Consider the following 14,342-nt stretch of genomic DNA (forward strand, 5'->3'; position numbering starts at 1 on the left):
ATCTCGGCCCCGTTGTAGGAGGCCACGATCGGGTATTCCACCCCGCGGCCGTCCGTGCTGAACCGCGCCAACAGGCCCGAGCCGGTGGGGATCTTGTAGCCCCGGTCCTCGCCCGTGTTGTTGCGGGTGTCCCCGACAAAACCCTTGAAATTCACCTGCAGGCCGTCGCCGGGGCCCGGCTTGTCGATCACCGCCTCGGCGATTTCGAGGACCGCGCCTTTCTTGACCTCCAGGCTCTGGCCGTTCGGAATCTCGTGCCGCACACCGTCCACCAGCACGGTGATGAACACGAGGCTCGGGCGCTGCTCCACCAGGTCGATCACGCGCGAGGGGCGCTGGACGGCTTTACCGGCCATGTCAGTCTGGCTGAGCGCGATGTTCACCGTGGCGCACTTGTACGAGTCCTTGCGGATCACCACCCGGGTCGGATAGGTGATGGTGTAGGGCTTACCCATGTCGTTGATCCCGCCCTGGCCCAGGATGTCGGCGGTCAGGCCCCGCGTGTAGTTCATGTCCACGTGCTCGATAATGATGCGGTCGCCGGGGTTGAGCAGCAGCGTCTCGCCGTCCTTGAGCGCCACGCGCTCGTTGCCGTTGATCAGCAGGATCAGGTGGTTGAGCTGCGGCTTTTCCACCAGGATTTTCGGGTTCTGGGGCACGATCCCGAACTCTTCCATGAACGCGTTGATGACCATGGACTTGTGCCTGATCTTAAGCTCGTTGGAGGGTATCTCTTTTGAGCTTTCCACCCCGAAAGACGGGATCTCGTGCTGGGTCAGGGAGTAGTAGGTGGCGCTGCGGCGCTGCTCCTTGTGCGGGCTGGTGTCGCTCAGGGTGTTGTGGTTGTTGAAATGGAACTTGTACTCCGGCTCCGGGATGTCGCGGTTGACCCGCTCGCAGATCCGGTTGGCTATCGTCCCCAGCTCGATGCGCTTGCCGCTGGTCGGCCCCACGTAGACATCGGCGTCCGCGATGATCGACTGGCCGAAACGCATCGGGCTGTGCATGTCGTCCACGTATTCCGGACGGTAGAACCCGCTGCCGTCGTGAAGGTTCAGCAGCACGTCGCTCCGGTTGATCAGCTCCTTCAGAATCTCGACGATCCGGGCCTCGTAATCGGCGGCCTGAAGCTCGGCGAACTTGCGGTTCATGTCGCCGTTCGGGCCGCGCTGGTTCATCAGGATCGCGTAGAAATTGGCCCGCGGCACCACGATCAGGCTGCCTTTCTTGAGTGACAGGTCGGCATAGGTGTCGGCGGCCAGGTAGCCGCCCGGCTCATCGCCCTGGATCCCGCCGATGATCATCATGGTCGGGCCGGGCTCATAGCCCAGGATTTCGTAGACGTGCAGCTCGTAGTCCGTGTTCTCGAAATAGGTCTTGTGTACGGTCTCGGCCCGCAGCCCGGCGGCGGTCAAAAGGCAGATCAGCGCCAGGGCCATCGCTTTGCAGTTTTTTTCTCTCAGTCTCATGATCTCTCTTTGCGCTCGCTTGAACGGTTCTATATTTGCCCGTTGCCGGGTGATTGTCAGTGCATGCAGCAATGCTTGTACTTGCGTCCAGAGCCGCAGGGGCAGGGGTCGTTCCGTCCGGCCTGAGCTTCCGCCGCCACAGCCGGCGTGGCCGCGGTGGATGTTTCCTGTTCTGACCGCACCTGACGGGCCAACTCCTCCAGTGCGACGCGGGCATGGTCCAGGAACAGAAGGACGCCCTCGCACAGGCGGCTGCGCTGTCCGAGCCTGCCGCCGCCAGCGGCCAGGCGGTCCTTGGGGCAGCCGCCCCGGCAGAGGTCCAGGTGGCGGCAGCGGGAGCACTGGGACGGCCAAGCCGCTTTGAGCCGGGCGAACGAGTCCTCGCGGTCCGAGTGCAGAAGCCCGGCCAGCGGGGTGACTGTGAGGTTGCCCAGGCTGTGGCTGCGGCTGACAAAGAAATCGCAGGGATAGACCTCGCCGTCCTTTTCCACCACCAGGTAATGGTCGCAGCGGACTCCCATGTCGCACAGGCTGATCCGCGTGTCCCCGGCCAGCCGTGCCACCAGGGCGTCGAACAGCCGCACCGACACCCGTCGCGTGTCGCCCCGGCTCATCCACTCGTCGAACACGTCACAGAGGAATCGCCCCCAGCCCGACGGGCTCACGCTCTCGGCCGTGGGGGCCCCGCTTCGGCTGTCGTACTCCACGCAGGGGATGAACTGCAGGAAATCGAAGCCCTGGCCGGTCAGCCAGCGGTAGATTTCCCGCCCCTGCCCGCACGAGCCAGCGCTCACCAGGCTGAGGATGTTGAATTCCACCCCGTGGTCGCGCAGCCGGGCGGCGGTCTGCATCACCCGCTCGAACGTACCCGCTCCCTTGCGGTCGCGGCGGTGACTGTCGTGCACCTCGGCCGGGCCGTCCAGGCTCAACCCCACCAGGAAACGGTAGCGGGCCAGGAACTGCGCCCACTCGTCATCCAGCAGCAGGCCGTTGGTCTGGAGAGCGTTGGCCACGCCCTGCCCGCCCCGGCCGAAACGCTGCTGCGCCTCCACCGCGCGACGGTAGAAATCCAGCCCGGCCAGGGTCGGCTCGCCGCCCTGCCAGGTGAACACGCTGGTGGGGAAACCGTAGCCCAGGAAATCCCGCACCATCGCCTCGAGGACCTCCTGCGGCATCACCGCGGGACGCTCCCCGCCCAGGGCCTGGTCCGTACCCAGGTAGAAACAATAGCGGCAGTCCAGGTTGCAGCGGCTGCCGACCGGTTTGATCAGCAGGGAAAACGGTTTCAATCCGACCTGCACCGGCAGTCCTTTCCTCCACTGTCACCTGGCCCGGCCATCCCGGCCGGCCTGTCCCTTGTTACACCCCGCAGCTCATGATGTGTCGCCGCGGGGTACGAACCCTTACTGTCTGAACCGCTGGCCGGAGTAACTATAAAACCATTTCCGGGCCGGGTAAAGGGCTTTAGTCCGTCCGTGGCCCGGCCCGGTGCGTGAAAAGCGTTTGAATACAAAGAATAAGGCGGATTGGCGCTGGGGGGACGGCTCGTGCGGGCGTCTAAGAGATGACTTGTTTGCTTTTGCCGGAGAGCGCAGAAAAGACCGCGGATTTCAGCTCATCCGAAACATAGGGCTTGAAAACCGCTCCGCGGAAACCGAAAGCGGTGCAATCGGCGATCACCTCATCGTTGGAGTACCCGCTGGAGACCAGGGCCCGTACATTCGGGTCCAGCTCGTGCAGGTGGGCCACGGTCTGACGGCCGCCCATGCCGCCGGGCACTGTCAGGTCCAGTATCACCAGGTCGAACGGCCGCCCGTCCCGCAGCGAGCTGCCGTACATGCGGACCGCCTCCTCCCCGTCGCAGGCGGTCTCGACCTCCAGGCCGAACCGGGTCAGGATGCGCAGGGTGATGTTCCGCACCGCCTGGTCATCATCCATCACCAGCACCCGTCCGCTGAGCGTGGCCGGGGCAGTCCGGACCGGGCCGGACTCGGCCGGTTTCGCGTGTACTGCCGGCAGGAGGATGTGGAATGCCGCTCCGCCGCCGTTGCCCGATTCCACCTCGATCCGGCCCCCGTGGCGCCGGATGATCGAATAGGCGGTGGTCAGGCCCAGGCCGTTGCCCTTGGGCTTGGTGCTGAAATAGGGGTCGAAAATCTTTTTCTGCAGCTCCGGGCTGATCCCCGGCCCCTGGTCTTTGATCGAGATGCGGATGTAGTCCCCGCTCGGAAGCTCCGTTTCCGCATCCTCCGCCAGGCTGACATTCTCCGCCCGCACGGTTATCACCCCGCCGTCGGTCATGGCCTGGTGGGCGTTGATCAGGATGTTGTTGAGCACCTGGCTGATCTGCCCGGGGTCGGCCTCGATGGGCCAGAGGTCCGGCGCCAGGAGGGTTGTGCACTTGGAGCTGGAGCCGGTGAGCGAGAATCCCACCGACTCGCGGATCAATATGTCCGGTGCAAGGACTTTCTTGACCGGAGCTCCGCCACGCGAGAAAGTGAGCAGCTGCTGGGTCAGGTCCCGGGCCCGGCGGCTGGCTTTCTCGGCATCGGCCAGGATTTCGAGCGGGTTCACCCCGCTGACCGCGGAGCCTGGACCGGACAGGCATTCGCGCGCCAGGGAGATGTTGCCCAGGATGGCGGTGAGGAAATTGTTGAAATCGTGGGCGATGCCCCCGGCCAGCACCCCGATCGATTCGATCTTGGCAATCTTGGCCTGTTCCTCCTGCATGCGCTTGATCTCGGTGATGTCGCGCGCCAGGCCGATCAGGCCAAGGACCTCGCCCGCGGCCCCGAAATACGGGGTCTTGAGCGTATCCACCAGAAACGGCCTGCCCTCGGAGTTCTCGACCAGTTCCTCAATCCGCAGGGGACGGCCGTCCCGGATGACCTGCGAGTCCTGCTCGCGGAAAGCATCCGCCTGCTCCGGCGGGAACAGGTCGTAGTCCGTGGAGCCGACGATCTGGTCGCTGCTGCGCCCGACGAAACGGCAGAGGGACTCGTTGCAGTCAAGGTAGCGGCCCTCCAGGTCCTTGTAGAATATCAGGTCCTGCACCGAGTCTATCAGCCCCTTGAGCAGCGAATGCGCTTTCTGTGTCTCGGCCTCGGCCAGCTCGCGCTCGCGCACCTGCTCCTTGAGTTTCAGGTTGCTGAAACCAACCTCGGAGAGCATTTCCGCCACCATGGAAAGATAGCTCAGGTACTTTTCCACGGTCTCGCGCGACAGCACCGGGACTTTTTTCAGGGCCTGGAGATAATCCTCGGAATCGAAACCGTAACGTTCGGCCTGGCTGCGGAAAAACTCGGGATCGGGTGGATTGTCGGTGAAGAATAGCTGACCCGAGAAAAAAGTCGCCACGTGCTCGCCCTGGATGCGGATTGGTATGGCGATGTCCCAGAGGCCGTTCTTGCAGCGGTAGGTGACACAGCCGCTGTCCTTAAGTCGGCTCTTGATATAGGCGTCGCTTTCGCGGCAGTGCTTGGCGGTCACGCTGTGGCAGCGATGGTAATGGGTGCAGATACGCTGCCAGCCGGTGGCGATCAGGATGTTTTCCTCGGTGTCCAGCACGGCCAGGGTGAGGCCGGTGGCCTCGCTGAACAGGTGCATCATCTGTTCCAGCCGGGTCAGGTCGACCAGCTCTGGGAAAGTGAATTTCGGCATCTGGCGGCACCGCTGAAAGGTTGGTCCATGCCCGAAAGCAATGTCCTTATCTCATTATATTTTAACACAAACCCCGATGCAAGTTCTTGGGAAAAATTGGGAAATCTTTTGTTGACAGACAATAAAATGCTACGGAATATTGTCGATGATTCAAACAAATTGCGAATATTGTCTGAAAAATATTTTGCACCGAACGCGCCAAATGCGCTCAAACGCTCCATCTTCGCTGGATTTATGGAGTAAGTGTTATTATAGTGGCGAGTGTGACTTTCAAACGCCGGCACTCGGCCGGACAACTTGCCACCACCCGTGCGGGGAGGGGAGAATGGGTAGTTTGAAGAAGCCTGAAATCCAGCAGTCCAGCGGCATGAGCCTCGACAGTTGTCGAGTTGACCTGACTAACCGCTGTACGTCCGATTCGCTTGTCCTGCGCCTCAGGGGAGAAAACGGCACCAAGATCGTACCGCGCTGCACCTTCTATCCCAAGGTGGACACCACTGTCAGCCGCCAGGGTTTCAAAGCCGACAGCAGTATCGCCTCCCTCAGCCGGGACAGCCTTCTGCTGGGCGATTCCACGGCCTGGCAAAACCTGAAAATCAATCCGGGCGGGCAGATTGCGAGCGGGGTGCTGGAGGTGCTGTTTGACATAAGCGGCCCGGCCGGGACAGAGCAGAGGAAACACCGGATCGATATCAAGGCCACCGAGGCGGAGGTGTTCCGCGGCGAGACCCCAGCCAGCAAAATAAATGTGGAGCTTCGGTACAAATCCGATGCGACACAATTCTACGAGCAGGTGGCGCCCAACCTGGTGAAGTTCCGCGGCCCGGCCGGCTGCAAGGTCTACCTGAACCTGAGTTTCAACGGTCAAAGCTGCGGTCACAACCACCATCTCGACAAACCCAACGTGAAAGCCACCGGGAGCTTTAGTATGTTCAAGTCTAACGGAGAATCCGTTTTCACGCTGGACGGCGGCCGGGGCGGGGTGAGTGTGGACTACACCAGCTACGGGGTGTGCGGGGACGTGACAGTCACGGCGCGGTTCGTGCATCCCAAGTACGGGCAACTGGCCGAGAAGAGCTTCACGATATTCGTACGGTACAAGGGCAAGCTGGAACCTTTGCCTCCATCCGATAATTATGTGTTGGCCGGAGGAAAACCGTTAGTGAAGGAGCATCCGGATAACCACTACGGCACGCCCCAACTGATCGAGTCGATAACAGCGCTGGCCGAAGAGTATGTTCGCGCCTACAAGGCGGGGACATTCGACATCCTCAAGCCGAGAAGCGCCACTTTCAGTAAGCCCGACCCTCAGAAACAGAGGGAATTGTTGAATGTTCCTTTCAAGCCGAAGAGTCTGAAGGAAGAGGATTTATTCGAACGGGTCAAACCGGCGCAGAAGATACTGGAGATCAACGATATGAGCCTGGTCTGCGGCGGGCGCTTTGACTGCGGCTGCAACAGCGAAGAAAACCCGAAGCCTTTCGAGAATCCACACAATACGCACATGTTCGGGGAACAGGTGGATATAAATTATACGAGACAGTCACAGGAGCAGAGAGACTGGTTCGCAAGAAACGCCGTGCGATTTTTTTCGCATGTTGATATACACCCCATAGAAGGTAAAGGCACAAAGCATTGGCACTGTTCAGGTCCGGCTAATCGGGACAGTTGAGGGCTTTCCATACGCCTTCTTCCCTGTAATAAACGCTGTAACAATGGTAGGACTCGATTCCACCGGAAAATACTGCAGCGTGCAGTAGTTCCGGGTGGATTATGCCCTGGTATACGTTGAGCTCTTCCGGTTTAACGATTTCGAGGATGCGGGAAAAGCCGGCCAGAATGTCGGTTAGTCCATCCGTCATGTAGGCCAGGAAATCCATGTTTTTCCCGGAACCGAACAGTTCCGTTCCGGTCGTGTCTCCGGCCGGGAAAAAGGCGATGGATGAAACCTCGTCCTTAAGCACCAGGACAATCCAGTCTTTCTGGCCCGGCCGGCTGAATTCGCCGCAGAGGATGTTGTACTGGTCGTTCGGTTCGAGAACCAGCCATTGTTCCGGCAGTGGAATGGTGTAGCCGTGACTGTCGATCCATTCCGCAATCCCTTTCGGGAGCCTGGCAAAGGCCGAGGCCGGGTGGCCGGGCACCTCCCTGGCCACGGCCTCCCAGATGTCCGTCGGTATCGTGGGTGGCTTGTAGAATTCCCCGGGCAGATGGAGCCACTCGCCGTCGGCGAAATACAGCCCTCCGCCGCCCGGGATGGCATAGCGGACATCCAGGCCGTCGTGCTCGATCTTGAACGTCGTGTCCGGCGCTCCGAACCGCCGGGCATCGGACAGGATTCGTTCCGGACTGTAGTGTTCGACCTGGCGGTAATAGCCGAACTTGCCCTCGCCCAGGTATTCCAGGTAATCCCGGTCCGGGGCCGGGTAGAGCGAGAGGGTGTCCTCGGGGTTGCAGCCGCGGAAGATGAGGATACGGGAGACATGGTCTTTGGAGGCCAGGACCACCCAGTCGGTGACCGCCGGGTCGAACAGGTGGGCGTCGAAATAGTTGGAAGGGAAGACCTCCCACATAGAATACTGCGGGATGCTGTAGCCCTCCCGGATCAGCCAGTGCAGGACTGCGGGCGGTATGAAGGGGCGGCCCAGGCTGTCGGCGGTCTGGAGCGAGAGAGTGGGGATGCTGTCCAGGGCGTTCTGCCAGTCCCGCTCCGTGAGGGCGGATTTGTAGTCGCGGATGGTCTTTCTTTTGGGGACGGTGACAGTGTCGGCCGGCGGGGCCTCCGCGACTGCGCTGTCCGGTTCCGCCTGGACCGCCTCGGCCTGCGGCGCTGGGGCGGCGGACGGCTGCGGCTTTTTCCCGCAGGCTGCGTACAGCAGAGCCAGGCAGAGCAGGGTTATCATGTTCCGGACGCGCACGGGTGGCCTCCGGCTGGGTTGAGATTGGGGCGGAGGTGAATTTGCCGCCAGCTTAACCGAAACAGATTATGTTGTCAAGAGAAATAATTACTTTGCCTGCGCTCTATGCACAAGGAATCCCCCGCCGGGAGCGATCCCTACGGGGGCGGCGCCACATACCAGTTTGGTTTTTTCTTGTAATCTTACGTTCAGGCCGGCGGGCTTTTCATCAATGGGTTCTAATTCGATCCCATTGCGGCCGTCCGGCCGCCGCGGTTGTCTTTGGGGGCCGCGCCTGTCTGAGCCTGCACCACGGGCAGCGTGGAGCGGCGCGTGAAACGGACAGGTTGAAAAGTAGTCCGCGGTGTGGCGGCGATTCGCGGCAGCGCCGCCGCTCCAAACTGGCAGCGTGCTCAAAGCTTCGGGAACACCACAGCCGGAAAATGAGTCGTGGTTCGGACGAGTTCGCGGCCCCCGCTGGCTTTGCTTCTTTCGCCAAAACGAAAGAAGGATAAGCGGTTACATACGGGTGCCATACGGATGTAAGCTGCCGGATAGTTATCAAACTTCGGCGTTGTTTTTTCAGCGCTGGGCGGGCGGGGCCAGCGAATCCGGCACCCCGCACTTGTAGGTGCGCCCGCGCAACTGCTTGACGAAGTCCGCTTTCGCCTTGTCGATCCAGGCCGGGTCGGTCATGAGGTCGAGGCCGCCGCCGGCCAACACCTTGGCCGCCACGACCATCCCCTTGTCCCCCACCGGCGAGCCGACCGCGCTCACGGTCTGCCAGGCGTGCCAGGGGGCTTTCTTGACCGCACAGGCCGTGCTGAGACAGCCGTAGGGCACGCACCAGCTCACGTCCCCGTCATCCGTGCTCCCGCTGCCGAAAACCCACTTGTCCTGCGGCACGAGCTCCAGCTTGCCGACTGTCGTGTCCAGGGGGATCGAGTCGGGCTTGTCGAAGCTCTTCGACAGCTCACGCGCGAACTCCCAGTCGGCGGAGTCGAAACGCGGCGGGCCCACCAGCTCCAGGTTATTCTGGAGCAGTTGGGCCAGCGGGTCGTTCAGCAGCACCTCGTAGCAGGAGGAAAGAAGGTTCTCCTCCATCCGGGTCTGGGTCATCTGGGCCGCGGCCGCGGCGATCTGGCGCACCCATTCCAGGATCGGGCGCTGGTCCTCGGTCTTGGGCGCGCGCACGAAATACCAGACCTCGGCCACATCCGGCACCACGTTGGGCGCGCCGCCGCCGTTGGTGATCACATAATGTATGCGCGCCTTGTCCATCACGTGCTCGCGCATGAAATTCACCCCGGTGTCCATCAGCTCCACCGCGTCCAGGGCGCTGCGCCCGTGGTGCGGGTCGCCCGCGCCGTGGGCTGTGCGGCCGTGGAACTTGAACTTGATCGAGGTCATGGCCAGCGAGCTGGAATAGTTGACCTCGTTGCCGGAGCCCGGGTGCCAGGCCAGCATGACCTGCGAGGCGTTGAAAATGCCGGCGCGGGCCATGTAGATTTTGCCCACCAGGGTTTCCTCGGCCGGGCAGCCGTAGACCCGCAGCGTGCCGTGGATGCCGCGCTCCTGCATGCTGTTTTTCACTCCCACCGCGGCGAACGCGCTGGCCGTGCCCAGAAGGTTGTGGCCGCAGCCGTGGCCCGGGCCGCCGGTCACCAGGGGCTCGCGCACCGGGGAGCCCGCTTTCTGGCTCAGCCCCGGCAGGGCGTCGAACTCGGCCAGATAGCCGACCGAGGGCCCCGCGCCGTTCTCGAACGTGGCGACCCAGGCGGTGGGCACATCGGCCACGCCGTACTCCAGAGTGAACCCGTTACTCTCCAGGTAGTCGGCAAGGCGGCGGCTGGAATAGGTCTCGTGCTCGCCCAGCTCGGGGTGCTCCCAGATTCCGTGGGCGCAGGCCAGGGCCGAGTCGCTGGCGGAATTCATCCAGTCCCAGAGCGCGGCTTTCTGTTTGGGGGCCTTTTTACCTGCGGCGTAAAGTGGCAGGGCCACGGCCACGAGCAGCAGGAGAATGAGCGTCTTTTTCATGCGGTCTCCCTGACAGGGCTGGGGTTGAGGGGCTGCGTAAAGGTTTGCCGTAATAGTAGGACCGTTGCGGCGCGCTTGTCAAGCCGGGAGCGGCAATCTCGCTCAAGGGGCGCTTGACTGGGGCCGCGCCAGGGGGTATGTTTGCCCCGGGAGTGGATTGCAGGCAGAGAGGCGCGGGGGACAATCAGAGCCAGGAGAGGACAATGTTCAACCGGATAGTGACACACGACGATTTCGACGGGGTGGCGAGCGCCGCCCTGACCGGATATTTCATGCAGATCGAGCGGGTCGCGTTCGCCGGCCCGGGCGACATCCAGAATGCGCGGGTCAGCACCGGACAGGCGGACATAGTCTGCGACCTGCCCTACCCACTGCAGTGCGGGATGTGGTTCGACCACCACGAGGCCAACCTGGAGGAGGTGCGCCTGCGCGGGATCGACCCCGACAGCCTGCCCGGCCTGCGCCTGGCCGCGCCCAGCTGTGCCCGGGTGGTGCTGGAGTGGTTCGGCCGCGAGTTCGAGATCGAGCCGGACCTGGAGACTTTAACCGCCGAGGCGGACCGGATCGACTCGTTCGGCTACCAGTCCATCGAGGAGTGGCGCGCCGAGAGCCCGGCCCACGCGCTCGACTCCGCACTCAAGTACCGTGAGGGCGCCCCGGCCGAGCGGCGCGAGTTCCTGCGCCGGGTGACCGCCTCGCTGGTGGATGAGGGCCTGGAGGCCACCGCCGCGAGCAGCGAGGCCGTGGCCAAAGCCGAGGCGTTCCGCCGGGATGAGGAGCGGATGCTCAAGGTCATCCAGGACTCGTTCGGCTACCTCGACCCGGAACACGAGATTATCCTGCTCGATTTCACCGGCCACGCCCGCCGCGCCGCGGTGGTCAAGAACCTGGCGCAACTCATCGACCCGGCCGCCCTGGCCGTGCTCGAGGTGAACAGCATGTTCGAGCGCGGGGTCAAGACCACCGATCTCGTCTTCTCGATGAGCCTCAACATCGCCTCCTTTTCACGGCCCGAATCGCGCGACCTGGGGGCGATCATGCGCGCGCTGGATATCGGCTCGGGCCATGCCGGGGCGGCCAGCGGACGGGTGGCGTGCGGCTCCAAGCCCGAAATGCTCAAGGCGCTCCGGCGCACGCTGGATGATATCCTGGCCGAGTGGCGCAGGCAGGGCGCGGCCGGGGCTTGATGAGGGGATTGGTCGGACATTTGATCTTGCCCGCGGCCGACTGGTTGCGCGGCGGGGTCCGGCCCGGCCGTGGGGGCGAACCTTGTGTTCGCCCGGCAGTTGAGCCCGCGGGGCCTTTGGTTCTCCAGTCGCTGTAGGGGCGGACCCAGGGGTCCGCCCTTTTTTGATTTACTGAACTAAGTCAGAAGATTGTTGAATTTAATAAAAAAGGGAGTATTTTGTCTTGAGCTTATACAGGCGGAATATGGTTTTTCTTGATTCTAAAGGCATGTAGCTATGACCGGGGCCGAAATAAAAGATTTTTTCTCGGCTTTGCCACTGTGGCAAAAAGTGGCTGGCGGTATTATTACAGCAGCTGTTGTGAGCACTTGTAAGTTGTGGTGGCGATTGATATTCAAGAAAAAGGAAGCAACGGGGAAAACTATCACTTCGAATGACAATTCAAGGCAGGTTGTAATTGAAGGCACCCAGGGTGGAACGTGCAATATCAGTCAGGATCAGCACGGGCCGAAAATTGAATTGAACAATGTGAGCCTTGCGCAGGGCGCCAGCTTGAATATCACAATTCAACCCATTGACTATCAGGACGGCTGGCCTGCCCTGCCTCCCAGTCCGAGGAAAGACCTCTACGAGGAAGCGCGGAAAAAGGCAGCGGCCGGAAATTTAGACGGTGCGATAACGGATTACAGCAGCCTTTTGACAGAAGAAAAAGACCCTGAAAAAAGCGCCGCGATTGAGCTGCAGATCGGGAATGTTTATTACGATAAAAGAAAATTCAACAAGGCTCTGGAGCATTATGCCAAGTCTCTCCGGCTGGCGCGGAAAGCAAAAGACGCATTCGCCGAAGCTGTTGCTCTGGGATCTCAAGCCAATGCCTACAGAAAATTGCCTTATTCCTCTAGTAAAATCAGAGTCTCCAATTTAAAAACCGCCAAAGATAAATATCTGCAAGCGCTGGCTATTTTTACAAGGGACGAATATCCTTTGGAATATGCAATGACTCAGAATAATTTGGGTAATGCGTATAGGGAATTGCCGTCATTGGATGCAGCGGAGCGTGTGAAGAACGTGAAACAGGCGATCGAGTGCTACTATGCCGCGCTAGAGATAAGGAAGAAGGATGAATATCCCTTGGAATATGCAGCGACGCAGAACAATCTTGCTGGCGCAGATAGGGATTTGCCTACGCAGGACGCAGAGGAGCGTGCGAGGAACTTGGGGGAGGCGCTGAAATGTTACCATGCGGCGCTGGAAATAAGGAATAAGATCGAATACCCTTTGGAATACGCTAGGACGCAGAATAATTTGGGTGCTACATACATGGAATTGCCGTCAAGTGATATAGTTGAGCGCACGCGGAACGTTGAACAGGCGCTGGAGTGCTACTATGCTGCACTTGAGATGTGGAAGAAGGATGAATACCCCTTGGAATATGCCTCGACACAGAACAATTTGGGTGTTGCGTACATCGGATTGCCGTCGCGGGATATAGCTGAGCGCAAGCGGAACCTTGGGAAGGCGCAGAGGTGTTTCCGTGCAGCGCTGGAAATAAGAGTTAATGATGAGTACCCTTTGGAATATGCTAAAACAAAGAACAACTTGGGTATTTCATATATGGAATTGCCGTCACAGGACTCGTCTGAGCGTGAGCAGAACGTGCGTCAGGCCCAGGAGTGTTACCGTGCGGCACTGGATATATGGAATAAAAATGAGTATCCCCAGCATTATTGCCGGGCAGCTGCCAACTTGGGGATAATCCTGGTTGAGATTGACCCGGAACAGGCCTGTTACTGGCTGCGGGAGGCCTATTCCCTGCGGGAACTCCTGCCAGACCAGGGAACGAGCTTGGAAGAACTGATGAAGCAAGTATGCAAAGATTGAGCTTCAGTATTATCGGGTGATTAACGAATCCTTCTTCTCCGGGCCCCCCTTTTTAAAAGGGGGAGGCAAAGCCCTCCCCCTGCTATCAAACCGTCAACAACCTACATCACCGCCTCCACTTTCACCGTGCTGCCTTCCGGAGCGGGCAGGATCATGGCGCCCTCCACCGGCACGCCGTTCACGGTCAGGCTGCGCACGCCCTTTTCGCGGCCGTCCGGGTTGGTCACCGTGATCTCGTAGGTCGCCCCGCGGAACCGCCGTGTCACCCTGAACTCTTTCCAATCGGCGGGCACGGCCGGGTCGAGAGTCAAGCCGGCCAGGCTGGGCCGCACGCCCAGGATATACTGGCTGGAAGCGAGCATGAACCAGGTGGCGCTGCCGGTCAGCCAACTGTTGCGCGCCCGTCCCGGCCACTGGAACGGGGCCTGGGCGATGTGCTGGCTGTAGACATAAGGCTCGGTCTCGTGCAGCTCGGCGATCCGGTTGGCGGTGGTGGGGGCCATGCGCAGGTAGTAGTCGTAGGCGCGGCCGCCGCGTCCGGCCAGGGCCTCGGCCACCACGGCCCAGCTTGCGGCGTGGCAGAACACGGCCCCGTTCTCCTTGTGGCCGGGCAGCGGGATGCTGATCGAACCCCAGGTGGGGTTGTAGTCCAGGTAGGGCGGATCGAGGAGCTTCACGCCGTAAGGGCCGGCCAGGTGTTTGTTCACCGAATCGAGCAGGGTCAGCCTCCGCTCGCCCTCGGCCACGCCCGCGATCACGGCCCAGGCCTGCGGCTCCAGGAAAATACTGCCCGGGGTGATATCCTTCCCGCCGATATGCCCGCCGCCCTTGAGCAGGATACGCCGGTACCAGGCGCCGTCCCAGGCCACTTCATTCGTGATTTTCTTGATCTGCTCGTAGCGCTCGCGGCACTCAGCAGCCAGGTCCCTGTGCCCGGTGAAATCGGCCAGGGCGGCCAGCTCGCGCGCGCTGGCGCAGAACAGCATGGCGTTGAACACACTCTCGCTTTCCATCGACCCTGGGTTGAGCCCGTCGTTCCAGTCCGCATGCCCGGTCTGAGGCAGGCCGTGCTCGCCGCGCAGACGCCAGGTGGTGTCCAGGCAGAGGGCCAGACGTTCCAGCAGGCTCTGCTTCTCACCGGTGTCCCAGAACGCGACCTGTTCCTTAAGGATCTGTAAATCCCCTGTCTCCTTGATGTAGTGGCACACGGC

9 protein-coding genes are annotated in these 14,342 nt (G+C 61.2%); 3 read left to right on the forward strand and 6 right to left on the reverse strand.

The window, feature by feature from the left end:
- The 3 genes from LLH00_18300 to LLH00_18310 form a co-directional block, all read right to left on the reverse strand.
- A partial coding sequence (locus tag LLH00_18300; GenBank protein ID MCE5273234.1) for a M14/M99 family metallopeptidase occupies positions 1–1,469 on the reverse strand: 1,469 nt, incomplete at its 3' end.
- Between the two features lie 56 nt (positions 1,470–1,525).
- Positions 1,526–2,770 (reverse strand): anaerobic sulfatase maturase, encoded by a 1,245-nt coding sequence (locus LLH00_18305; protein ID MCE5273235.1) that lies wholly within the window; start codon positions 2,768–2,770, stop codon positions 1,526–1,528.
- Between the two features lie 256 nt (positions 2,771–3,026).
- Positions 3,027–5,129: a PocR ligand-binding domain-containing protein gene (locus LLH00_18310; GenBank protein MCE5273236.1), complete on the reverse strand. Its 2,103-nt coding sequence runs from the start codon at positions 5,127–5,129 to the stop codon at positions 3,027–3,029.
- Between the two features lie 325 nt (positions 5,130–5,454).
- On the opposite strand from LLH00_18310, the gene LLH00_18315 reads away from it, so the two are divergent.
- A complete protein-coding gene (locus LLH00_18315; GenBank protein ID MCE5273237.1) occupies positions 5,455–6,801 on the forward strand; it encodes a hypothetical protein in 1,347 nt (448 codons plus the stop codon).
- Here LLH00_18315 and LLH00_18320 read toward each other — a convergent pair.
- Both LLH00_18320 and LLH00_18325 read right to left on the reverse strand, forming a co-directional pair.
- Positions 6,785–8,047: a hypothetical protein gene (locus tag LLH00_18320; GenBank protein MCE5273238.1), complete on the reverse strand. Its 1,263-nt coding sequence runs from the start codon at positions 8,045–8,047 to the stop codon at positions 6,785–6,787. The two genes, LLH00_18315 and LLH00_18320, sit on opposite strands and share 17 nt — an antisense overlap.
- Positions 8,048–8,608: 561 nt before the next feature.
- Complete coding sequence (locus tag LLH00_18325; GenBank protein ID MCE5273239.1) at positions 8,609–10,063, reverse strand: amidohydrolase; 1,455 nt, start codon at positions 10,061–10,063, stop codon at positions 8,609–8,611.
- Between the two features lie 203 nt (positions 10,064–10,266).
- Here LLH00_18325 and LLH00_18330 point away from each other — a divergent pair, with 203 nt between their 5' ends.
- Both LLH00_18330 and LLH00_18335 read left to right on the forward strand, forming a co-directional pair.
- Positions 10,267–11,250, forward strand: a complete 984-nt coding sequence (locus tag LLH00_18330; protein MCE5273240.1) for a hypothetical protein — start codon at positions 10,267–10,269, stop codon at positions 11,248–11,250.
- Positions 11,251–11,526: 276 nt separating this feature from the next.
- Complete coding sequence (locus tag LLH00_18335) at positions 11,527–13,131, forward strand: tetratricopeptide repeat protein (GenBank protein MCE5273241.1); 1,605 nt, start codon at positions 11,527–11,529, stop codon at positions 13,129–13,131.
- A 101-nt stretch (positions 13,132–13,232) separates the two neighbouring features.
- Here the strand turns inward: LLH00_18335 and LLH00_18340 are convergent.
- A partial coding sequence (locus tag LLH00_18340) for a glycosyl transferase (GenBank protein ID MCE5273242.1) occupies positions 13,233–14,342 on the reverse strand: 1,110 nt, incomplete at its 5' end.

The sequence above is a fragment of the bacterium genome, from assembly GCA_021372515.1.
GTDB lineage: Bacteria > Gemmatimonadota > Glassbacteria > GWA2-58-10 > GWA2-58-10 > JAJFUG01.

Bases quoted from the DNA above. Each gene is read 5' to 3' on its own strand.
- LLH00_18310 (MCE5273236.1), bottom strand. From the start codon at position 5,129: ATGCCGAAATTCACTTTCCCAGAGCTGGTCGACCTGACCCGGCTGGAA.
- LLH00_18315 (MCE5273237.1), top strand. From the start codon at position 5,455: ATGGGTAGTTTGAAGAAGCCTGAAATCCAGCAGTCCAGCGGCATGAGC.
- LLH00_18325 (MCE5273239.1), bottom strand. From the start codon at position 10,063: ATGAAAAAGACGCTCATTCTCCTGCTGCTCGTGGCCGTGGCCCTGCCA.
- LLH00_18330 (MCE5273240.1), top strand. From the start codon at position 10,267: ATGTTCAACCGGATAGTGACACACGACGATTTCGACGGGGTGGCGAGC.
- LLH00_18335 (MCE5273241.1), top strand. From the start codon at position 11,527: ATGACCGGGGCCGAAATAAAAGATTTTTTCTCGGCTTTGCCACTGTGG.